At 56.7% G+C, this 22,656-nt stretch carries 20 protein-coding genes and 2 pseudogenes; 10 read left to right on the top strand and 12 right to left on the bottom strand.

Annotation, left to right across the window (positions count from 1 at the left end; all coding sequences use genetic code 11):
• Positions 1–419: 419 nt before the first annotated feature.
• Positions 420–1,892 (bottom strand): aldehyde dehydrogenase family protein, encoded by a 1,473-nt coding sequence (locus JFV26_RS27085; protein WP_201196629.1) that lies wholly within the window; start codon positions 1,890–1,892, stop codon positions 420–422.
• A 242-nt stretch (positions 1,893–2,134) separates the two neighbouring features.
• Between JFV26_RS27085 and JFV26_RS27080 the strand changes: the two genes are divergently transcribed.
• A complete protein-coding gene (locus JFV26_RS27080; RefSeq protein ID WP_201196628.1) occupies positions 2,135–2,992 on the top strand; it encodes a GNAT family N-acetyltransferase in 858 nt (285 codons plus the stop codon).
• Between the two features lie 41 nt (positions 2,993–3,033).
• Positions 3,034–3,741: a cupin domain-containing protein gene (locus tag JFV26_RS27075; protein ID WP_201196626.1), complete on the top strand. Its 708-nt coding sequence runs from the start codon at positions 3,034–3,036 to the stop codon at positions 3,739–3,741.
• On the opposite strand, the gene JFV26_RS27070 is transcribed toward JFV26_RS27075, so the two are convergent.
• Positions 3,734–4,624, bottom strand: coding sequence for a LysR family transcriptional regulator (locus JFV26_RS27070; RefSeq protein ID WP_201196624.1), 891 nt, complete (start codon positions 4,622–4,624; stop codon positions 3,734–3,736). The genes JFV26_RS27075 and JFV26_RS27070 overlap by 8 nt on opposite strands.
• A 91-nt stretch (positions 4,625–4,715) precedes the next feature.
• Here JFV26_RS27070 and JFV26_RS27065 point away from each other — a divergent pair, with 91 nt between their 5' ends.
• Positions 4,716–5,684 carry an NAD-dependent epimerase/dehydratase family protein gene (locus JFV26_RS27065; RefSeq protein ID WP_201196622.1) on the top strand — a complete coding sequence of 323 codons (969 nt, stop codon included), beginning with the start codon at positions 4,716–4,718 and terminating at the stop codon, positions 5,682–5,684.
• 72 nt (positions 5,685–5,756) lie between these two features.
• Positions 5,757–6,545 carry a transporter substrate-binding domain-containing protein gene (locus tag JFV26_RS27060; RefSeq protein ID WP_201197009.1) on the top strand — a complete coding sequence of 263 codons (789 nt, stop codon included), beginning with the start codon at positions 5,757–5,759 and terminating at the stop codon, positions 6,543–6,545.
• Positions 6,546–6,635: 90 nt separating this feature from the next.
• Here the strand turns inward: JFV26_RS27060 and JFV26_RS27055 are convergent.
• Positions 6,636–7,540 (bottom strand): annotated as a pseudogene (locus JFV26_RS27055) (helix-turn-helix domain-containing protein).
• A 237-nt stretch (positions 7,541–7,777) separates the two neighbouring features.
• On the opposite strand from JFV26_RS27055, the gene JFV26_RS27050 reads away from it, so the two are divergent.
• The 3 genes from JFV26_RS27050 (at position 7,778) to JFV26_RS27040 (ending at position 10,588) form a co-directional block, all read left to right on the top strand.
• Positions 7,778–9,088 carry an ABC transporter substrate-binding protein gene (locus JFV26_RS27050; protein ID WP_201196621.1) on the top strand — a complete coding sequence of 437 codons (1,311 nt, stop codon included), beginning with the start codon at positions 7,778–7,780 and terminating at the stop codon, positions 9,086–9,088.
• A gap of 142 nt (positions 9,089–9,230) precedes the next feature.
• The gene (locus JFV26_RS27045) at positions 9,231–10,004 is read left to right on the top strand and encodes an L-iditol 2-dehydrogenase (RefSeq protein ID WP_201196619.1); all 774 of its coding nucleotides are present in this window, start codon (positions 9,231–9,233) and stop codon (positions 10,002–10,004) included.
• 152 nt (positions 10,005–10,156) lie between these two features.
• Positions 10,157–10,588 carry a hypothetical protein gene (locus tag JFV26_RS27040; RefSeq protein WP_201196617.1) on the top strand — a complete coding sequence of 144 codons (432 nt, stop codon included), beginning with the start codon at positions 10,157–10,159 and terminating at the stop codon, positions 10,586–10,588.
• Between the two features lie 116 nt (positions 10,589–10,704).
• Here the strand turns inward: JFV26_RS27040 and JFV26_RS27035 are convergent, their stop codons facing one another.
• From JFV26_RS27035 to JFV26_RS35040, 7 genes are all read right to left on the bottom strand, one after another.
• The gene (locus tag JFV26_RS27035) at positions 10,705–10,908 is read right to left on the bottom strand and encodes a hypothetical protein (protein WP_201196616.1); all 204 of its coding nucleotides are present in this window, start codon (positions 10,906–10,908) and stop codon (positions 10,705–10,707) included.
• Positions 10,909–11,182: 274 nt separating this feature from the next.
• Positions 11,183–12,073: a DMT family transporter gene (locus tag JFV26_RS27030; RefSeq protein ID WP_201196614.1), complete on the bottom strand. Its 891-nt coding sequence runs from the start codon at positions 12,071–12,073 to the stop codon at positions 11,183–11,185.
• 139 nt (positions 12,074–12,212) lie between these two features.
• Positions 12,213–13,118, bottom strand: coding sequence for a D-alanine--D-alanine ligase (locus JFV26_RS27025; RefSeq protein WP_201196613.1), 906 nt, complete (start codon positions 13,116–13,118; stop codon positions 12,213–12,215).
• A 24-nt stretch (positions 13,119–13,142) separates the two neighbouring features.
• Entirely contained in the window at positions 13,143–14,285 is a 1,143-nt protein-coding gene (locus JFV26_RS27020; protein WP_201196611.1) for a cysteine desulfurase family protein, read from the bottom strand.
• A gap of 124 nt (positions 14,286–14,409) precedes the next feature.
• Positions 14,410–15,285 (bottom strand): LPD16 domain-containing protein, encoded by an 876-nt coding sequence (locus JFV26_RS27015; protein ID WP_201196609.1) that lies wholly within the window; start codon positions 15,283–15,285, stop codon positions 14,410–14,412.
• A 155-nt stretch (positions 15,286–15,440) separates the two neighbouring features.
• Entirely contained in the window at positions 15,441–16,043 is a 603-nt protein-coding gene (locus JFV26_RS27010) for an acyl-homoserine-lactone synthase (protein ID WP_242487908.1), read from the bottom strand.
• A 177-nt stretch (positions 16,044–16,220) separates the two neighbouring features.
• On the bottom strand, positions 16,221–16,361 hold the full coding sequence (locus JFV26_RS35040; RefSeq protein ID WP_207204071.1) for a DUF4902 domain-containing protein: 141 nt from the start codon (positions 16,359–16,361) through the stop codon (positions 16,221–16,223).
• 230 nt (positions 16,362–16,591) lie between these two features.
• On the opposite strand from JFV26_RS35040, the gene JFV26_RS27000 reads away from it, so the two are divergent.
• Positions 16,592–17,302, top strand: a complete 711-nt coding sequence (locus JFV26_RS27000) for a LuxR family transcriptional regulator (protein ID WP_201196607.1) — start codon at positions 16,592–16,594, stop codon at positions 17,300–17,302.
• Between the two features lie 103 nt (positions 17,303–17,405).
• Here JFV26_RS27000 and JFV26_RS26995 read toward each other — a convergent pair.
• Together JFV26_RS26995 and JFV26_RS26990 are read right to left on the bottom strand one after the other, a co-directional pair.
• Positions 17,406–17,624 (bottom strand): annotated as a pseudogene (locus JFV26_RS26995) (peroxidase-related enzyme); the annotation flags it as partial.
• A complete protein-coding gene (locus tag JFV26_RS26990; RefSeq protein ID WP_201196605.1) occupies positions 17,605–18,564 on the bottom strand; it encodes a LysR substrate-binding domain-containing protein in 960 nt (319 codons plus the stop codon). The gene JFV26_RS26990 and the pseudogene JFV26_RS26995, both read right to left, overlap by 20 nt.
• Before the next feature lie 171 nt (positions 18,565–18,735).
• Here JFV26_RS26990 and JFV26_RS26985 point away from each other — a divergent pair, with 171 nt between their 5' ends.
• Together JFV26_RS26985 and hutU are read left to right on the top strand one after the other, a co-directional pair.
• Positions 18,736–20,277 (top strand): HAL/PAL/TAL family ammonia-lyase, encoded by a 1,542-nt coding sequence (locus tag JFV26_RS26985; RefSeq protein WP_201196603.1) that lies wholly within the window; start codon positions 18,736–18,738, stop codon positions 20,275–20,277.
• 512 nt (positions 20,278–20,789) lie between these two features.
• A complete protein-coding gene (gene hutU / locus JFV26_RS26980) occupies positions 20,790–22,484 on the top strand; it encodes a urocanate hydratase (protein WP_201196601.1) in 1,695 nt (564 codons plus the stop codon).
• Positions 22,485–22,656 lie beyond the last annotated feature (172 nt).

Raw genomic sequence — 22,656 nt, 5'->3', positions numbered from 1 at the left:
ATCAGCAGATGGCGTTAAAAGCGACCTCTGCTCGATACAAACCACCGTTTTAACCGCCGCCCTCAGCAGACTTTGCGGCCCGCTCCAGCCTTGGGCAAACCCCGTATTTGTGCGCTCTTATGGACCTTTATAGCCCTGTGCAACCTGCCTGTGCCGCCATTGGCCGCAGAAACTGCGCCGGGCTGAATGAAAACGGGCGCTTCCCTGAGGAAGCGCCCGTTTGGCCGAGACTTTCGAGCTTACCCACGGCCCGTTGTAGCAGCTGTCGAGCTTGCGAGGCTGCGTTCGGCTGCGAAGCAGTCGTAAAACCCTAGGCACACGGTTTAACTGAAACACCGCAGCGCCTGATCTGGCGACTGCTTCGCAGCCGAACGCAGCCTCGCAGGCTCGGCAGCTGCTACGGGGTTACGGGGGCGTAGTTACTGGAGGATGTCGATCAGCACGCTTTTGTAGCGCAAGTTCGCTTCGAAGGCTTCGCGCCCCAGGTCCTTGCCGATGCCGGAGCGTTTGTAGCCGCCAGTCGGCAGGATGTAGTCGTTACTGCGCCCGTAACGGTTGACCCACACCGTCCCCGCTTCCAGCTTGCGCACCAGCCGCAACGCACGGTTGATGTCGGCAGTGTGCACACCCGCCGCCAGACCATAAGTGGCGTGGGCGGCGAGGCTCAGCGCCTGTTCTTCGTCATCGAACGCCTGCACGGTCAGCACCGGGCCAAAGATTTCTTCACAGACTGCCGGGTTTTGGTTATCGAGGCCGGCCAGCAACGTCGGTTGGTAGTACGCACCGCCCAAACCTTCAAACAACCCGCCACCGGTCAGCACTTGAGCCCCGGCCTGGCGCGAGCGCTGGACGATGCCGTCGATACGACTGGCCTGAAGCCGGGAAATGATCGGTGACAGTGTGCTCGCAGACAACCAGGTAGGACCGGGGCGCAGCTCCTCGAAGTACGCCTGCAAGTGCGCAATAAACGGCTCCATGATCGAACGCTGAATCAGCAGCCGCGAACCGGACACGCAAACCTGCCCGGCGTTACCGGTAATCGCCAGCGCCACGGTGCGCGCGGTTTTGGCGATGTCCGGGATATCGGCGAACACCAGTTGCGGACTCTTGCCGCCAAGTTCCAGGGTCACCGGTTTCGGCCCCACCAGCGCACAGGTGGACATGATGCTCGACCCGGTGGCAGTGGAGCCGGTAAAGGTCACCTTGCCGACCCGCGGATGCCGGCACAAGGCATCACCCGTGGTGCGACCATCGCCCTGAACCACGTTAAAGATCCCCGCCGGAATGCCTGCCTGCAACGCCAACTCGGCAAAACGCAGGCTGGAGAACGGCGTCAGTTCCGATGGCTTGAGCACCACGGCATTGCCTGCGGCCAGCGCCGGAGCGACTTTCCAGGAGGCCATGCTCAACGGAAAATTCCACGGCGCAATGGCCGCGATTACGCCGTAAGGTTCGGCGATCTGCATGCCCAGGCGATCCGTCTGGGTCGCCGCGACCTGGCCGCCGTGCTTGTCCGCCAGTTCGGCAAAGAAACGAATGCCTTCGGCGACATAAGGAATGTCCCAGGCAATCACATCTTTATGCGGGCGGGTCGAACCGACGGCTTCCAGTGGTGCGAGGATCTCGGCATCCGCCTCAATCAAGTCGGCCCAACGGCGCATGACCCGTGCCCGCTCCCGCGGCGGGCGACTGGCCCAATCGCTGCGGTTGAACGCCTGCCAGGCATCGTTGACCGCCTCGTCCACCAGATTGGCATCGGCAATCGGCAGCCCGGCGTACACCTGGCCATCCGAGGGCCGCACCACTTCCAGTCCCGGTTTAGCGTCGCGGTATTTTCCGCCGATAAAGTGAGCGCTGCGCACAGCGATAAGACGAGGATCGAAGCTATCCATGGAGCACTCCAAAAAAGGATCGGCGAGGCGTTTACCCAGGTCTCCATCGTAGAAAAAAAGCCCAAGCATTTGCTGCCGACCTTGCGGTGAAATTAAGTAGTAAGTGTGGTCTTGTGGGCTCTGCCTCGCGAAATCTGCCGAATGTTCCAGCCCCCCTTGCCAGGCCTACACGCAGATGGGATACAGGCACCATCACGCCGGAAAACCGGCCGCTCGCGCACACTGTTCAACGGAGACTCGCCATGTCCGCCCCGCAACCTTCTGCTTATCTTTATCGCCCGATGTCCGAGGCCGATCTCCCGGCAGCGCATGCCTTGTCCGTGCAATTGAAGTGGCCCCATCGGCTGGAGGACTGGGCGATGGTGCTGCGCATCAGCGACGGTTTTGTGGCACTGGATGGCGAGCGTTTGATCGGCACGGCGTTCGCCTGCCCACAAGGCGATTTCGCGACCATCGGCTTGGTGATCGTCAGCAATGATTATCAAGGCAAGGGCATCGGTCGCAAGCTGATGGAACTGGCGCTTGAGGCGTGCCAGTCGCGCACGCCGATCTTGAATGCGACCCTCGCCGGTGCGCCACTTTATGTCAGCCAGGGTTTTGTCGAGTTTGGGCGGATTCAGCAGTGTCAGGGCTTGGCGCAAGCGCCAATCCCCGCGCCGCTGGCCGACGCAGAAGAATGTCGCCCGCTGCGAGAGACCGACAAGGCTCGTGTGCTGGAACTGGCCAACACGGGTACCGGACTGGACCGTCATGCGGTGCTCACCGACCTGTTTGATGTCGTCGAGCATTCGGTCGTTATCGAGCGCGGCGGTCAAGTGCGCGCCTTCGCCATGCTCCGCCCCTACGGCCGTGGTCGTGGCATGGGTCCGGTGGTTGCAGAAAACCTCGAACAGGCTCAACACCTGATTGCCGTAGTACTGGCTCAAGTGCCGGATACCTTTGTGCGCATCGACATTCCATCGGATTGCGGTTTGAGCGACTGGCTGGCAGAAGCCGGCCTCAAGCAAGTCGACACCGTGGCACAAATGGCTCGCGGCACACCGCCACAAGCGGCCAACGGCGTGCGCCAGTTTGCACTGGTGACCCAAGCCATCGGCTGACGGACTACCTGACACCTTCATTTACACGGAGCATCACCCGCATGTCCCAACCTACCGTTCTGCTGTTGGCTCGCGCCGACGGCAGCCGCGTTGTCACGCCTTTCAAAACCTTGCCATTGAATGCGGCCGATCCGTTTATGGATACCCGCCGGATTGCCTGGTCCGGGGTGGATGGCGTGTCTGCCGGTATCGTCGACGCAGGCGAAGTCGTTGATATCGAGGATTTCCCGCACACCGAAGTGATCGTCGTGCATGCCGGCCACGTGGTGCTGAAAACCCAGGAGCAGACGCTGGAACTGGGAGTCGGCGCCAGCGCAGTGATCGGTCGCGGGACCACCCTGCGGATCGAAGCGCACGCCGGCACGCAATGGGCCTTTTGTGCGATGAGCACCGAAGCACCGACACCCGGCCTGACCTTTCTTGATCCGCTGGCGATGCTCTCGCCTTCCGCCGCGCCAGAACCGCAGATACTGATCGGCCCTGCGCCGCAATGCCGGTCACGCAACGCTTTCGAAGACGCGGCAACCGACCTGCGCGTGGGGGTCTGGGATTCGACGCCTTACGAACGCCACGGCCGGGCGCACAAACTCAATGAACTGATGCACCTGATCGAAGGCAGCGTGACCTTGCTCGCACCGGACGGATCCAGCGTAACGGTCAGCACCGGCGACAGCGTGTTCGTGCCGCAAGGTGCGCCGTGCGCCTGGAAAAGCACGCGGTATGTGCGCAAGTTGTATGCCGTTAAATAGCGGTATGCCCCAGCAAACAGTGGACCAAGGCATCGAAGACCACCTTGCAGCGCGGACTGTTGCGCAGGTCTTCATGCATGGTGACCCAGGCTTCCAGGTGAAAGGGGAAGTGCTCGGGTAATACCCGTACCAGGCGGGTGTCGCGTTTGGCCAGTGCCGACTGGCAAAATCCAATGCCCGCGCCCGCGCGGATCAGGGCGAGCTGGGCCAGGTCGCTGTCGGCGCGCAGTGAAAACCCGTCACGCGTCAAGCCCGGCACCCGCTTGCTGGCCGCGCGTACAAATGGCGTTTCAGTATCGAAACCAATCAACGTGTGCCGGGCCAGGTCCGCCGGCAACGCCGGCGTGCCCTCGCGGCTCAGGTAATCGGCGCGCGCATAGAGCCCGACCTCGACATTGCCGACGCTGCGCGCAATGAGTTGCTCCTGTTTCGGCGGGGTCATGCGCACCGCGATGTCGGCCTCGCGCTGCAACAAATCCTGCACGCGGTTGGTCGCGACCAGTTCAATGATCAGTTGCGGATGCGCCTGCCGCAGCAGGGCCAAAGCAGATGGCAGCACCTCCACGGCAATCACTTCGCTGGCGGTAATGCGCACGGTGCCGCCCGTGGTTTGTCCCTGCCCGGCCATCGCTCGTTCCAGAGCGGCGGCATTACTGTGCATGGCCTCGGCGTAACTACGCAGGGTCTGCGCCGCCTCGGTGGGCATCAACCCGGTTCTTGAACGGGTAAACAGGGTTTGTTTGAACGACGCTTCCAGCTCGGCGATGTGCCGGCCCACGGTCGGCTGAGTGATGCCCAGCGCCCGTGCGGCAGCCGACAACGAGCCGTGGCTCAGCACCGCCAGAAAGCTTCGATAGAGTTCCCAACCAATATTTTTAGTCATACATAAATGTATAGCTTGTAGTGGATTTTCAGCAATTTCTTTCATCACGCCGGCGCAGCAGAATCGACTCTCAACTTTGGGAGTTCCTGAAATGACGCTTGGCAATAAGGTTTTGGTTCTGGGCGCAACGGGCGGCATCGGCGGCGAAGTGGCGCGTCAGTTGCGTGACGCGGGATGGCAAGTCCAGGCCTTGCAGCGCGGGCTCACGCAAAACAGCGAAACCCGCGAGGACATCCTCTACCTGCGCGGCGATGCGCTGAACCGAGCCGACGTGATGCATGCCGCTCGGGGTTGCAGCGTTCTGATCCATGCGGTCAACCCGCCGGGCTATCGCCGTTGGAGTGAATGGGTGCTGCCAATGATGGATAACACCCTCGCGGCGGCTCTGAAAGAAGGCGCAACGGTAGTCTTGCCCGGCACAATCTACAACTACGGCCCGGAGGCGTTTCCGCTGCTGACCGAGGATGCCCCGCAGCAGCCACTGACCCGAAAAGGCCAGATCCGCGTCCAACTCGAACAACGTTTGCACGCCGCCACACAGCAAGGTGCACGGGCAATCGTGCTGCGGGCTGGCGATTTCTTTGGGCCACAGGCCGGCAACAACTGGTTTTCCCTAGGGCTGATCAAGCCTGGGCAAGCGGTGAAGCACATCAACTTGCCGGGCGATCCCGGCGTCGGTCATCAGTGGTCCTATCTGCCGGATGTCGCGCAGACCATGGTGCAACTGCTGAGCGTTCGGGAACGTCTTGCGCCCTTCTCGACCTTCCACATGGCCGGGCATTGGGATGCAGACGGCAAGCAAATGGCTGAGGCCATTGCACGTTGCGTCGAACACAACGGCGGGAAGGCGAAACAGCGGGCCTTCCCCTGGTGGCTGACGCGGCTGGTTTCGCCTTTCATGCCGACCCTGCGTGAAATGCAGGAGATGCGCTACCTGTGGCAACAACCGCTACGCATGGACAACCTTCAGCTGCTGTCAGTGCTCGGGACTGAACCGCACACGCCGCTGGCGCAGGCCGTCGAAGCCACCCTCATAGGCTTGGGATGCGTTGATCGTTGACCAACAAACGGCTGTCGGTTTCGGTGATACTCGGCGCACCTCTCATAGGATTTGAAAGTGAGCGCCAAACCGATGAACAACAACTCATACGCACTGATCTTCTGCGCATTGCTCGCCCTGCCCTTGGGCGTGCAAGCGCAGGAAACGCCTTCACATCTGGACAGCGTCATCCAGCAAGGTCTGCTGACGGTCTGCACCACCGGCGACTACAAGCCTTACACCTATAAAAACGAAAACGGCGAGTACGAAGGCATCGACATCGCCATGGCCCGCTCGCTGGCCGACAGCCTCGGGGCCAAGGTGCAATGGGTGCAGACCACTTGGAAAACCCTGATGCCGGACCTGCTCGCGGGCAAATGCGACATCGCGATGGGCGGAATTTCGGTGACGCTGGAGCGGCAGAAAAAGGCCTATTTCAGCAGTACTCTGGACGTCGATGGCAAGGTCCCGTTGGTGCGTTGTGAAGACCAGGCGCTTTACCAGACCGTCGAGCAAATCAACCAGCCTTCGGTCCGCTTGATCGAACCGGCAGGCGGCACCAACGAGGCGTTCGTCCATGCCTTCCTGCCCAAGGCGCAGTTGCTGCTGCACGACAATGTGACGCTGTTCCAGGCGTTGCTGGACAAGAAAGCTGACGTGATGATCACCGATGCGTCCGAGGCCCGCTATCAACAGAAACTCAAGCCTGGCCTGTGCGCTGTGAATCCGGACCAGTACTTCCAGTACGGCGAGAAGGCTTATTTGCTGCCCCGCGATGACATGACCTGGAAGCAATACGTTGATCAGTGGCTGCACCTGAGCAAGGTTACCGGGAACTATCAGAAGGTTGTGGGTGAATGGCTGGCCATTCCTGGCCAGTGATGTGTACGACTTGACTAACGGTGGACACTGAACCTGTGGCGAGCGAAGCTTGCTCGCCACAGAGGCTATTTTTGACCCGATATTATGGTGTTAGCCGGCCGCCACGGCCCTTTGCAACCGTTGCCGATACTCGCTCGGCGTCTCCTGCATTTCATGACGAAAGTGCCGATTGAAATTCGACAGGTTGGCGTAACCCACCTCAAAGCAGATGTTGGCGACACTCAAGTCGCTTTGCGCCAACAACCGGCAGGCTCGCTGCACACGCAGCTTGCGGGTCAGGTCGACGAAGGTGTGGCCGGTGGCCCGTTTGAAGAACTTGGAAAACGCCGGTTCGCTCATGTCCAGGCGTTGGGCAATGACCGATAGGCGTAACTCCTCGGCAAGGTCGTTGAGGATGTAGTCAAAAACGATACTCATGCGTTGGGCCGTCAAGGCGTCGAGCATCGGCGCGTATTGCAGGCTGGCGAGGGGCTTTCTTTCGGTTTCGGGCGCTGCGGCCAGCAGTTGCAGCAACGACAAAAACAGGCACAACCGCTCGAACCCCTGGCTCTGCCCGATCTGTTCCAGAAGTCCGGCCGCTTTCTTTCGGGTAACACCACCAAACTCGATTCCCGGGCCGCTTGCCGGAACAGGCTTTGCAATTCATTGAGCTCGGGCACCAGGTTGCGCAGTTGCATCAACGCCTGACCATCAAACTGCAACACCACATCACGCCCTGCAATCACCTCGCCTTTACCCAGATCGCTGATCCAGTCATGTGGCAGCCCCGGCCCGATCAGCGCCACATGGCCGGCCTCGAACAGGCCAATGTAATCACCCGCCAACAGCCGACCGCTGCCTTCGCGAATCAGGTGGATCTCGAACTCGGGATGATGATTCCAGCGCGCCAGATCGAAGGGATAGTCATGCTGATACCAGCGAAAGCTGTGCTGGGGCTCGTTGAGAATGACTTCGAGCGCGGGCGGTTTGTCCGTTTTTGTGTAATGGCTCGTCACTGTGGACAGTCTCCGGCAAGCGTTGGTCCAAGGTTCACACCAAAGCACATGGGTTGCCTAGCCCTGTAAGCGCTGGCGACTGATACTTTTTGCCGCGCAAGTAGCTGGTTAAAAAAGTATCAGTAGTGCGTATGCCGTTCATTTGTTGGGCACATGGGTAGCTGTTGTAATCGGTTCGCCATCCCGGATTACAACAATAAAAGATTCTGCTGCCCACGCCGCAGAGCGGAGAACACGATGAAGCTATTGCCCAATGCCCTATTCCTGTCCGCCGGTATTTCCTTCGCCCTGCTCTGCCAGGCCGGCGAAACCGTCACCATCGCCACCGTGAACAACAGCGACATGATCCGCATGCAGAAGCTTTCGAAAACCTTCGAGGCCGCGCACCCGGACATCAAGCTCAATTGGGTGGTGCTGGAAGAAAATGTCTTGCGCCAACGCCTGACGACCGACATCGCCACTCAGGGCGGTCAATTCGACGTGCTGACCATTGGCACTTACGAAACGCCGCTGTGGGCGGCAAAACACTGGCTGGAACCGATGAAGGACCTGCCCGCCAGCTATGACGTCGAGGATATCTTCCCGTCGGTGCGCCAGGGGCTTTCGCTCAACGACACGCTCTACGCCCTGCCGTTCTATGGCGAAAGCACGGTCACTTATTACCGCACCGACCTGTTCAAGGAGGCCGGGCTGAGTATGCCCGAGCACCCGACCTGGACCCAGCTCGGCGAGTTCGCCGGCAAACTGAACCATCCGGACAAAGAGCAATACGGCATGTGCCTGCGCGGCAAGGCCGGCTGGGGTGAAAACATGGCGTTGCTCTCGACCATGGCCAATGCCTTTGGTGCGCGCTGGTTCGACGAGAAGTGGCAGCCACAACTGACCGGACCCGAGTGGACCGCCGCCGCCAACTTCTACGTCGATACGCTCAAGCGTTACGGCCCGCCCGGCGTGTCGAGCAATGGTTTCAACGAGACCCTGGCCCTGTTCAATAGCGGCAAGTGCGCGATGTGGGTCGATGCCAGTGTGGCGGGTTCCTTCATCACCGACAAAACCCAGAGCAATGTTGCCGACAAGGCCGGCTTCGTTGCGGCGCCGACGCAGGTCACGGACAAGGGGTCGTCGTGGCTGTATGCCTGGTCGCTGGCCATCCCGACCAGTTCCCAACACAAAGAAGCGGCCAAAGCCTTCGTGACTTGGGCCACCTCCAAGGAATACATACAGTTGGTCGCCGAGAAGGATGGCGTCACCAACGTACCGCCGGGCACCCGGAAGTCGACCTACAGCGATGCCTACTTGCAGGCCGCGCCCTTCGCCAGGGTCACGCTGCAAATGATGCAGAACGCCGACCCGGCGCACCCGTCCGCCCAGCCTGTGCCCTACGTCGGCATCCAGTACGTGACCATTCCCGAGTTCCAGGCCATCGGCACGTCGGTCGGCAAGCAGATGTCTGCGGCACTCACCGGGCAGATGTCGGTTGAACAGGCCCTGGCCAATGCCCAACAGAGCACCGAGCGCGAGATGAAACGCGCCGGTTATCCCAAGTAGCAATCAATGTGGGAGCGGGCTTGCTCGCGAAAGCAGTGTGTCATTCAACATTGATGCTGACTGACAAGGCCCCTTCGCGAGCAAGCCCGCTCCCACACTGGATTGTCATAGGCTTTATGGCTTCAACAAATGGAGGAGAACAATGAAACGTTTAGAAGGAAAAAGCACGCTGATTACCGGGTCCGCCAGGGGCATCGGCAAAGCCTTCGCACAGGCTTACATCCGCGAGGGTGCTAACGTCGCGATTGCCGATATCAACCTGGAGCGGGCGCAGGCGACCGCCGCCGAATTGGGTTCCCAGGCCTATGCGGTGGAGATGGACGTGACCAATCAGGCATCCATCGACGACGCCATCGCAGCCGTCGTCGCAAAAGCCGGCAAGCTCGATATTCTGATCAACAACGCCGCGCTGTTTGATCTCGCGCCAATCACTGACATCACCCGCGACAGCTACGAGCGGCTGTTCTCGATCAACGTCGCCGGCACCCTGTTCACGTTGCAAGCCGCCGCCCGGCAAATGATTGCCCAGGGGCACGGCGGCAAGATCATCAACATGGCCAGCCAGGCCGGTCGCCGGGGTGAGGCGCTGGTGGCAGTGTATTGTGCGACCAAAGCGGCAGTGATCAGCCTCACGCAATCGGCCGGTCTCAACCTGATCAAACATGGGATCAACGTCAACGCCATTGCACCGGGCGTGGTCGACGGCGAGCACTGGGATGGCGTCGATGCGCTGTTCGCCAAATATGAAAACCGACCGCTCGGCGAGAAGAAAAGACTGGTTGGCGAGGAAGTGCCTTTTGGACGCATGGCCACTGCAGATGACCTGGCGGGCATGGCGATCTTCCTTGCATCGCCCGAGAGTGAGTACATCGTGGCGCAGACTTACAACGTTGATGGGGGGAATTGGTTGAGTTGATCAACCCCTGTAGCCCAGACAAAAACGCCACTCAATTGAGTGGCTTTTTGGGTTCGTGATCCTTTGGCCGCTCGGAAAATACCCGCACAACCGATCCGGCTGGTATTGTGCAGCGCTGTAAAAATATGCCGTATGACTGTGAGGATTTGACGTTGAGCACTGAAGAAAAACTGACCGGGGACTTGTTCGAAGTCGATAAACGCCTGGGGCTCAAACCAGTCGTGGACTTCAACACCTACCTGCGCGCGGCCTTCGGCGAGGGTAAATGTACCTGCATCCGTTGTGTCGACAGCGTTGGCGACGAGACCGGCTACGAGAACGCGCATACTTTCAACCTCGCCGGACAAGTGCTCAACCGCCGCTTCGCCTCCACCGCCGGCAGCGATGTGCTGATGGCACTGAAGAAGGCCTGGCTGTCGTACACCAAAGTGGAGCTGGAGCTTCACGGCCAACTGGCACTGGTGACCGTCAAGGAGTTTGTCGAGCCCGAGCTGCACAAGCGGCTGGCCCCACTGTTTCTGGCCAGTGGGTTGGTCAAGGATGTGGATGGCAACCTGCAGATACTGCCACAAGTCGCCGGCTGATAATCGCGCCAAACGTACCAGTAAAAACGCCACTCGATTGAGTGGCGTTTTGCCGTGTGGGGAGCGGGATAACTGAATCACTGCCGACGCTACGCCCTGGAACATCAGGACACGGTCTAATCCTTGCTCCGCACTCCGAAATGACGACGGCGTTCATAAATCCAATTGAAAGCGGAGCACAGTATCCCGGCAATCAAGCCTGAAAGAGCGAAAGCAGCCGCGCCTGCCCGAAACATCGGTGGCAACTCCATCGAACGCTCCGACAGTGCGGCCGGGTGAGGCAAAAGCAGCGGCGCAGCGATCATCAGCCAGATCAGCATGCTGCTGATAACTCCACCGACAAGAGAACGGCAAATAAACGCAGCTCACCGTTAGGCCGCATGGCGCTCAACCTTGTTGGACATTTTTACTTCCTGTAGATGGAGTGGTTTTATTAATGCCCAGCGAAGTGCCGGAATCAATAGAAATTGCCGGAACAAAAAAACAAACCAAAGACGTCCAGCAGCAAAGCTGGCGGTCGATTAGGCAAGCAGGACTTCATCTACATGGGCGCTTCGGACGATTATCGGTATCCGGCTGGATGGGCCCGTGCACTCAGCGCTTGTTTCTACCCATATGATCGCTGAGAAACACCAGAACGATCCCCCCGATGATCAACATCGAAGCCCAGAGCAATGTCGTATCCAGGTGTTGTTCCAGGGCAATGCCCTCTATCCCCAGCACCGCGACAGGCACCGCTACCGACGCCATGCTGGAATGAAGCAGGTCAATCCGCGGGACAACATAGAACCATAGTGAAAACGCAACAACCGAGCCAACGACACTGACATACAGCATGGCGAGCAGACTCTCGGCGTTAACGTCGAATTTGATTCCACCATCGACAATCAGGGTGAGCACAAGCAGTCCGATCGCCCCAAAAGTCATTTGCCATGTTCCGATGGCCAGCTTGTCAGCGTTCGGCAGGTATTTTTTCAAGAGAAAGCTCGATACCGACCATGACATGGCCGAACCGACCAGCAAGGCTTCCCCAATGAAACTTTCTTTTGCCGGGCTTGGGGAAACCATGACGACCATTCCAACACAACCGGCCACCAAACCTGCACACTTGAGGGGTGTAAAACGCTCCTTCAAAAACAGCCAGCCCAGCAAACTGCTCCACAGCGGTGTGGAATAAATAAGAATCGCTGCTTTGGCTATCCCCACCTCGAGCAAACCATAGGTCGCGAGCGAAAACATCAGCGTGGTCTGAAACAACCCGATAAGACCGACCCATACCCATTCCACGCTCTTCAATGCACCGCGCTTCTGCCGCCATGCCAGAATCAACTGCATTAAAACTGCGGCAAGCACGAATCGCACGGCCGTAAATGAGAAAGGCGTCGAACTCTCCAAACCGACTTTGGTTAAAAACCAGCCGAGCGTCCAAATCCCTACAAGCACCACCAACGCCCCATTTGTGCGAAAGCTATCCGATAAAAGCATCCCAACTCCTTGACGAATGATCAGGCACAACCGTCCGTAAACAGCACAACTCATTGAACCGACGCGATTTGCTGCGAATCAAACCGAACGCCATGCCTGGCAAATACACGAGTCTCAGCAGACGGTGATCCGACGTTAATCAGGCGTTGATGATTTTTCCAATGACACTGTCGTAATCCATACCTGCCAACCCGCTCGCCTTGACGAACACACTGTGCGAATTCAAACCCGGCAGCGTGTTCACCTCAAGAAGGAATGGCACTCCATCCTTGATAATGAAATCAAATCGGGCGTAGTCCCTGATATCAAGAATGCTGCACATCCGCCACACATCCTTTTCAACACGCGCCAGCACCTCAGGCGGCATCTTCGCGATCGAATAACCTGTGGTTTCCGGGGAGTTGAATTTCGCATCGTAACTGAACAACGAGTGAGCATGAGATATCAGCAAGCAAGGCAATATCTCTCCATCGAGCAATCCCACTGTGATTTCATCACCTGACACCAACTCTTCAAACAAAACCCGTCCATTGAACCTGTTCAACACGGACAGTGCCGCATCGAAATCTTCTTTATTGTTAACGGCACTCACACCAATGCTGCACCCTTGCGCATCCGGTTTTACAACGAAACTCGCCCCGAGGGTAGCTTGCAAGCGACTAAAGTTTGCAGGTTCTCCACACGGTGTCCAGACGCCTTCCGGAACGCGGATACCACTTGCCGAAGCGACCAGACGAGTCAGTACTTTGCTCATGCAGATTGCGCTGGCCTCACGACCAGCGCCGTTGTAGCGAATATTCAAGCCATCCAAAAGCGCCTGCAGTGTTCCATCCTCGCCGGGCCCTCCATGCATGGCGTTGAATACATAATCAACACCCTTCAATGGCAAGGACAACCATTCGGAAAAACCATCCAATTCAACCGATTTATAATCCAGCCCCATGCGATCAAACGCAGCCTCTACATGGGCGGCCGTCTTGAGAGAAACCTCTCGCTCGGAAGAACGCCCGCCTTTCAGGATCAAGAACTTTCTTTGCTCTGCCACTGCCATCTCCTTTGTGTCCGGGTCTTATACTAACGACTGAAGCTGCAGCACCTTATTGGCGACAATGCGAGCGGCGTCCTCGATTTGAGATCTGCTGATATCCGGATGCAGTGAAATTCTCACGGAACAGTTAGCACTCTGATCACTCATGCCAATGCCCTTCAGTACATAAGAGGGCTCCATACTTTCGGAGTTACAAGCCGACCCTGATGCAATACAAATAGTATCCAGCGAACTGATCAGTGTTTCGGCACGAACGCCTTGAAAACCGATATTCAAGATATGGGGCACACTCACGTCTAAAGACGAGTTCACCTCATACGTCACACCCGCCGAAGACAGTCCCGAGAGAAACAGATCCCGAAGGGCTGTGAGGTGGTTCCACTCACTCTCCAGGTCCGCCCCGCCCCGCATCTCGCAAGCCACGCCCAAGCCAACGATCAACTGAGTCGGCAGGGTACCGCTTCTCAGGCTGTTACGCTCGCCGCCAAAAGTCAGTGGGCGCAAGCGTTGCTGAGTGGCCTTGCGTACATACAGCGCGCCAACCCCCTTGGGTCCCCCGATCTTGTGAGCGGACAATGAAATACAATCGACTCGACTGTTCTCTACTTCCAGTTTCAACTTGCCGAACGCCTGGGCCGCATCGATATGCAGAATGAGTTGGCGAGACTCACAAAGACGAGAAATCTGATCAAGATCCTGAAAGGTCCCGATCTCCGAGTTTACATAACTGATACTGAGCAGCCGGGTATTATCATCAATCAGCGCTTCTAGAGATGAGAGACAAACACGCCCATCGCGCCCGACCTTGACATAACGTACTTCGACGCCTCTTCGGCTCAACTCCTTTGAGACTTCAATAGTAGATTTATGGTCAATGGGACAAAACACTGCATTGGCCGGCGCCGTCTCGCCATATCCAAACGCCCCCTGAATGACAATGTTATTGCTTTCAGTCGCGCCGGAAGTGAACACGACCTCGGTCGGCGACACACACAGTGCGTTAGCGATCTTCGTCCGCGCGACATTCACGGCATGCTGGGCAATTTTCCCCATTTTATGAGGGGATGAAGCATTACCGTAGTGATCGGCAAGGAACTGATTCATTGACAAAATGACTTGATCATTACATTTAGTTGTTGCGGCACTGTCCAGGTATATATCCATCTGACGTCTCCATGTCTTGATCTGGACGGTTACTTATTTAACCATTCCAGAAAACAGAACTGCTTTTGCCATCCGTATTCAAGGCCGGTGCATGATTGCCCATGCACCGGCCTTGACGGCAAGATTAAGAACGGAAGACCGAAAAATTAACCATTTTGTTGTATATCTCTTCCGGTGTCAGTTCGCCACTTCCTCCCGGATCCGCCACGATGATCTTCATGCCCTCCAGGTTATAGAGAGAAAGCGCAATCTCGATACCCGACTTCACAGGCGCATGACATTCGCCCGGTGCGAATATGAGCATGAGCCGCTTCCCTGTTTTATAGACTTCGGAAATCATTTCCGTCACTTCCCCTGCGCACCCGGTAATGCCACAACTGATGAGCGTCCGGTAATGACCACTGTCATCCAGAAAAGAGATTTCCGACTGGCTCGGGCGGTCTTCAAGAACTCTTTTCTCAAGTTTCCCTTGCTTCACCAGTTTGGCGGCGCTTTTCTGGAATCTATACTTTAGCCATGTTTCCGGGAATGCAAGGCTGTGTTTACGACTGGCAAGAACATCTTGCTCAGTAAACACTCCTTGAATTTCCAGGGATTCCCGGTAGGTATTCGGCAGTCTCGTGAAACCCTCATAGAATTTTGTTCGATGCTCACTGGCCGATCCAGTCTCAGGTACATATTGCCAATCGTTGATCAGCATTAGAAACTTGACATCACCCACGGCCTCTCGGTATTTCCTGGCGATATCCAAGGAGAGATCCCATGTGTATTTCGGAAAAATACCGACGCGTTGCCTGATTCGCTCTTTGAGCACAGTGTCATTATGTTCCTGAAAAACACCGGGAACCAGTTTCCGGGTCTGTTCATCATAAAAAAGCATGAAGTGCCCCGCCATTACAACGAGTTCCTTAAAATCGGAATCTTTTAACTCCTTATCTATCAATTCAAGCAGCTCTTGCTCTGACGCAACAAATTCATGATGAGATGAAATAACAGCCATTCGCACATCCTTACTTTGGATAAAAGCGTCTTAATCGACGCAGTTGGTGCAACACATTCGAAGACAACAGTCGCCACTGCTTGCCACGGGTCGCACAAGCGCGATATTAAGAACCCATCACTCCGGTATTAAAAACAATGGCACGCAGCACTTCTTTATTTTGAAAGTGCCCAGGAGGGGCAATCAATATCCAATGCGGACCGGGTCTGCTGGTCAATCTCGATCCAGAACGCTACTACCGGTTTCTGATCGACCCACTGAGGAATCGAAATTCGATGAACATTGACCCCCATGCGTTTCAACAGACGCTCGTTCCCTACGGCCGAGACCGCAATCAGTCTGTTGGCGCCCAGGTCTATCGCCGTGGTGATAACATTTCGAACAAGCGCAACGGTATCAGCCCAATTCCTGGCTGAATGACTACCTCCATTTCTGGAAGGGCTAATCGCAAAGCGGGACAGTTCCCATGTTTGCGAATGATTGGGAAGGCTGGCACCGCCCATCAAATGAACAAAGTGCTCTGACAGCAAATAAGGTTTGTTCGTTGGAAGCAAACGTGCACAGCCACATATCTTATTATCGGCATCCAGCACAATCGCATATACAGTGTCCGGCCGATCAAATTCGTCTTGTTCAAAACCCTCTGGGCAGTTCAGTGGCCAGCCCATCTTTCTGACAAAAATATCGTAACGGTACTCTGCAAGCCCATACATTACATTTTGATTGATTTCACTGCTCATCCCTGTAATCAAACGCAATATAACCCCTCCCATTGGTTAGCCCACCAATTAGAGATGTAAACTCTTTTTTTTCATAGCTGCCCGTTTGGGCAGGTCACAGTGCCCGCCCACCGAGGCCATGCAAGATACCCAGGCGGTTTTCCGCGAGGCGCTCGCCCCGTTGACTCACGTAGCACCAGCTTCGTTCTCTGTTCCTCAGGGGCCAGCAGGGGAGGCGTTGACAGCCGAGGCGAAACAGCTCCAGCCGATACTTACAGTCGTTGCAGCAGTACTTTTCCACTCGCAATACCCGGTCGTTGCTACCCGGATATCCAGGTCACGAAGTTCATCTCTCAGTTCGTCGTCGCCCCATGAAATAGGTAGCCAAACGTCAACTTAATGAATTCCCTTACTGAAATCCTGATCAAACAATCAACAATTAACCGTCGGCGTCATAACCTCCGAAAATAGTGCTCGCGGCAAGTTAAACAAGATCAATGGAAAACCCAATAGACATGAAGTATCATTTTCCACGGCAGTCCAGACTGCCGACTAATGGATGCTTTACAAAAAAAAGGACTATTTCTTTGGCTGGCTGGCTTGAAGATTTTCTGGCGCTCTGTTCGGAATCCAAATCCGAGACTGCGTTATTTTCCAGCTTACAAAGCGTCGCTGAAAGTTTAGGTTTTCAATCCTGTTCTTATGGCATTCGAATTCCCCTCCCCGTCAGCGCCCCCACATTCCATTTGTTGTCCTCCTATCCCAAAGCCTGGGAAGAGAGCTATATCAACAATAATTATTTTTTTCTGGACCCTACCGTGCGTCACGCGCTGAACACACATCGGCCACTCACATGGGAAGCGCAATCGGCCTCTCAGGATGGACAGTTCTGGGAGGAAGCCAGAATGCACGGCCTCGCCCATGGCTGGTGTCAGAGCACGTTCAGCAGATTTGGCGTGATCGGCCAGCTTTCCATGGTGCGTAGCCATGATTTCATTTCAGCCAGGGAACTTGCACATCAGGAGCCCAAGCTGATGTGGCTGACCAGTATCGTACACTCCGCCATGAGTGGTTTTTTATCACCTGAAAGAATGCCGGAATCACTCACGGAACTGACCGATAGGGAGCGGGAGGTCTTGAGATGGACGGCGTCTGGCAAGACATACGTCGAGATTGGCAACGTCCTGAATATAGATGCGCGCACGGTAAAATTTCATATTGCCAACACACTCAAGAAACTGAAAGCGTCCAACAAGGCGGAGGCGGCTGTGAAAGCAACAGTCCTCGGTATGATTTGATAGCGCCTTGGCGTGCCAAACCGGCATCGAAATACCACTGTCCGATCCAGGCCCGCCGTTCCTTGTTCGGTCGTCTTTCGCCCGCGCGTTCGTACCCCAAGCGCTATGGCACGGTAAACACCGGCTCACCCAGGTTCAACATCAGGCGATTGGCCCAGGCGAAAATCGAGATCGCGTGGATCAGATCCAAAACCTGTGCATCGTCCAGCCCTTGGTCGCGAAGCGTCCGGATGTAACTGGCGTTCAGCGACGCCGGCGCCAGCGTCAGGTCAATGGCGAACTGCACGATGGCCTTTTCCCGATCAGCCGTGGGGGCAGTTGCCAGCGGGCTGTGCGGCTATCAAGGCGTCGGTAATGTCCTCTTGTGCCTTCCCTCGGCCAATCAGCCAGCGTTGAAATGCCCGACATTGCGCTTTCTGCAGAGTATTGGGGTGCCAACTCAGGTAGTACGGCGAGGGAAGCGGCATCGCCGAGGGCCAAGGAATGATCAAGCGCCCTTGCTCAATGTCACGGGCAATCATCGAAAACTGCGCCAACACTATTCCTTGATGATCGATGGCGGCTTGAATAGCCATGCTGGACGAAGAAAAGCTACGACGTATGGCAATCGTCTGCTCGACGGCAGTGCCTTCCAGTTCAAACCATTCGGTCCATGAGGGGGGTGAGTCAAATTTCGGCCGCGAATCGATACGGATAAGTGGGTATTGGAGCAGGTCACCGGCGTGTTCCACATTGCCCGGATGACCCAAAAGCGTCGGTGAGCATGCTGGCACCACACAATCGCGGAACAGTACAACGCTATGCGCGGCATATTGGCCAGGTTCGCCATAGCCGATACGAAAATCGGCGTTTTCCTCCTCCGAAGTATCCGCCAGCGTGCCATCGAGATAGAGGTCGAGATCACCATCCTCATGCTGCCATTCGTAAGTGAGAGGCGCCAGCCACTTGGTCATGAGTGAAGGCAGGCCACTGACATACAAATTGTTGGGGTTTTTCGAACGCTCTACTTCGGAAACGGCGGCTCTCAATTCTTCAAACGCTATAGAACACCGCGCATGAAAACGCTGGCCAATGGCGTTCAGTCGCAAGCGCTGTCCCTCCTTGACCGTCAAGCTCATGCCCAGCGCCTCATCAAGCAACTTCATCTGCTGACTCACCGCGCCCACAGAGATGTTCAATCGCTTTGCGGCTTGGGATACACCGCCGCAGTGACCAACGGTTTCGAATATTTGGAGGGCTCGTAAGGGCGGTAAGCGGCTCATGGTGATGTGAAGGTCTCGGAGGTATTTTATGTTTAGTTTTTCTAATAAAACTGACAGAAATTACCATATTTTCTTAATTATCATATCGTTTTAGTCTTCTTGTGCACTCAATCGGGCTGACAGCTCAGTCGGCCCGGCCCCCTCATTCATTTGGTATTTTGGGAGTTCGCAATGAAAGTTCATCCTCGGCAGATCACTCAGGTCGTCCTCGGCGACAGAGAACCTTCCATTGAAGAGTTCGTAGCTGTATCCCGTTATTCAGCCAGGGTGTCGTTTTCCGAGACCTACAAGAACCGTGTGAAAAAGTCCCGTGGTTTGGTCGAGCGTTTCCTCGAAGAGAATCGCCTGGTCTATGGTGTGACCACGGGGTTCGGCGATAACGTTCGGCATGTGATTTCGCCGCAGAATGCCAAAGAGCTTCAGGTCAACATCGTGCGCTCCCACGCCGTCGCAGTGGGCGAGCCGCTCAAGCGTGAACAGGTTCGTGCTATCCAGTTGATGATTCTGATCAGTCTTGGCAAAGGTTTTTCGGGGGTGCGCCTGGCGTTACTGGAGCTGATTGCCAGCCTGCTCAACCATGAAGTTGTGCCGTTTGCGCCAGGCGAAGGCTCGGTGGGCTATTTGGCAGTCGAGGGGCACCTGGCATTGGTGCTGCTGGGCGAAGGCAAAGCCCGGGTCAATGGCGGCGAATGGGTGGATGGCGCCACTGCACTTGAACAGGTCGGCCTGCAACCGACGGACCTGCAGTGCAAAGAAGGATTAGCCATGCTCAATGGCACCACGTCAGTTACAGCTATCGCTATTCTGGCGCTCTACAACGCCATGCAGACAGCCTCCGTTGCCGATGTCGCCGCGGCGCTTTCGCTTGAAGCGTTAAAGGGCACGATTCGCGCATTCGACCCTCGCTATCATTCGGTCAAGGCACACAAAGAACAGGCGCAAACTGCCAAGCATATAAAAGCAATGCTGCACGATAGCCAACTGGTCGCCGAAAACATCGATTACCGGCTTCAGGATGCCTACAGCCTGCGTGCCATTCCCCAGGTGCATGGTGCTTCGAAAAAATTCATTGATCACGCCCGGGAAAATATCGAAAACGAAATTCACTCCTCGGGCGACAACCCGGTCATCTACCCTCTTGATGACGGCGACGGCATTGCCATCTCAGGCGCCAACTTCGACGGCACCTACATCGGCATGTCAGCGGATTCGTTGTGCGTGGCGCTGGCCAACCTGGCGAAGATTTCCGAGCGCCGTATCGACCGCATGGTCAACTCGCACTTCAGTGAAATGCCGGCCTTCCTGGTGCGCAACCCGGGCCTTAACAGCGGGTACATGATCCTTCAATACACGGCCGCTGGCCTGTATGCGGAAATGAAGACGCTGTCGTTCCCTTCTTCTGTTGACAGTTTCTCGACCTGCGGCAACCAGGAGGATCTGGTCAGCCTCGCCTATAACGCCGTGATCAAGGCTTACAAGGTTTCCGAAAAACTTGAGTCGGTACTGGCGATTGAACTGCTGGTGGGCTGCCAAGCCTTGGACTTCCATGATGTGCACAAGGCTTCCAGTGTCACCAAGGCCGTTTATGATCTGGTGCGTAGCCGAGTGCCGGTCGCCGACAATGATCGTGCATTCTATTTGGACATGGTGAGTGTTACCGAACAGGTATGCAGTGGTGAAATCCTGGCCACGGTGCAGAAAACCCTGAAGTAAAACGGTTGTACTCCAGGGCTGTCCTTTGGCCGTCAAGAGGATGCGTTTCGCGGCTTCTCGACGACTGAAGGATTGCCTTGGGGCCGAGCCTGGAACCGAATCCGGGCTTTGCAGTGCCGCGCGCCCTCCCTCCTCGCCACACACTCATGGGCTCCAACTGTTTCCCAACGCGCACTAAATTCTCCCAAACTGTCACCGAGCGCCCCAGAGTGGCGCAATTCCAGGCTCAAGTAACAATCGCCCCCCGCCGCAAAAAACCTCAGAAAAAAAACGCCTCCCGGCAAACCCTTGTATCAAGGGCGTTTCAGCAAAAATCCGAGTTTTATTGAACGCCACACCAACAAGTTGGCCGCTTGATTGCATATGCTTGTATGTACAAGTAAAGACGTATGAGTATGAGTCACGGAGACTCGACCATCGTCCACTGATTCGCCGATGTGCACATTTTGCGGATTGGATTGCTCGCCCACCGCCAGGGCTGGTTTGAATTGATCGCTGAGGAGTCTTTTTTCGTGACTGACAATAAGCCTACTGCTACTCCATTTACGAAGCATCGTGACGTCGAAATCCGTGCCGCGCGCGGTAACAAGTTGACCGCCAAGAGCTGGCTGACTGAAGCGCCGCTGCGCATGTTGATGAACAACCTCGACCCTGCTGTCGCCGAGAACCCTAAAGAACTGGTGGTTTACGGTGGTATCGGTCGTGCGGCACGTAACTGGGAGTGCTACGACAAGATCGTCGAAAGCCTGACCAACCTGAACGACGACGAGACCCTGCTGGTGCAATCCGGCAAGCCGGTCGGCGTGTTCAAGACCCACAGCAACGCACCGCGCGTGCTGATCGCCAACTCCAACCTGGTGCCACACTGGGCGAGCTGGGAACACTTCAACGAGCTCGACGCCAAAGGCCTGGCCATGTACGGCCAGATGACCGCCGGCAGCTGGATCTACATCGGCAGCCAGGGCATCGTTCAAGGCACCTACGAAACCTTCGTCGAAGCCGGTCGCCAACACTACAACGACAACCTCACCGGTCGCTGGGTCCTGACCGCCGGCCTCGGCGGCATGGGCGGCGCACAGCCGCTGGCCGCGACCCTGGCCGGCGCTTGCTCGCTGAACATCGAATGCCAGCAGGTCAGCATCGACTTCCGCCTCAGCAGCCGTTATGTCGATGAACAAGCCACCGACCTCGACGACGCGCTGGCCCGCATCGCCAAATACACCAAGGAAGGCAAGGCGATTTCCATCGCCCTGCTGGGCAACGCGGCTGAAATCCTGCCGGAACTGGTCAAGCGCGGCGTGCGCCCGGACATGGTCACCGACCAGACCAGCGCCCACGACCCGCTCAACGGTTACCTGCCGGCCGGCTGGACCTGGGAAGAGTACCGCGCTCGCGCCAAGACCGAGCCGGCTGCCGTGGTGAAAGCCGCCAAGCAATCGATGGCGGTGCACGTTCAAGCGATGTTGGACTTCCAGAAAATGGGCGTGCCGACTTTTGACTACGGCAACAACATCCGTCAGATGGCCCAGGAAGAAGGCGTGGAAAACGCATTCGACTTCCCGGGTTTCGTACCGGCTTACATCCGTCCGCTGTTCTGCCGCGGCATCGGGCCGTTCCGTTGGGCTGCACTGTCGGGCGATCCGCAAGACATCTACAAGACCGACGCCAAAGTCAAAGAACTGATCCCGGACGACGCGCACCTGCATAACTGGCTGGACATGGCCCGCGAGCGCATCAGCTTCCAGGGTCTGCCGGCACGTATCTGCTGGGTTGGCCTGGGCCTGCGCGCCAAGCTCGGCCTGGCGTTCAACGAAATGGTGCGCAGCGGTGAATTGTCCGCGCCCATCGTCATCGGTCGCGACCACCTGGACTCCGGTTCGGTAGCCAGCCCGAACCGCGAAACCGAGTCGATGCAGGACGGTTCCGACGCTGTGTCCGACTGGCCACTGCTCAACGCCCTACTGAACACCGCGAGCGGCGCGACCTGGGTTTCCCTGCACCACGGCGGCGGCGTCGGCATGGGCTTCTCCCAGCACTCGGGCATGGTGATTGTCTGCGACGGTACGGACGAAGCGGCCGAGCGTATCGCTCGCGTGCTGCACAACGACCCGGCGACCGGCGTCATGCGTCACGCCGATGCGGGTTACCAGATCGCGATCGACTGCGCCAAGGAGCAGGGTTTGAACCTGCCGATGATTACCGGTTGATCAGTCGGACAGGGCACATGGAGATGGGGAAGCTGTCCAGGCTGAAACCATTATGGGTGCGAATTGACCGGCTTAACTGACGGTTGGCTTTTATGGTTTTGTCTTGTGTACACAAAAATAATTGTACGCACAGACATTGGAGATTCGGCCTGAGCCGGATCAGTTCGCAACA

Source organism: Pseudomonas sp. TH31, from assembly GCF_016650815.1.
GTDB lineage: Bacteria > Pseudomonadota > Gammaproteobacteria > Pseudomonadales > Pseudomonadaceae > Aquipseudomonas.
The sequence above is the reverse complement of the archived record's forward strand: the minus strand, read 5'-3'. Positions and strand labels throughout refer to the sequence as shown.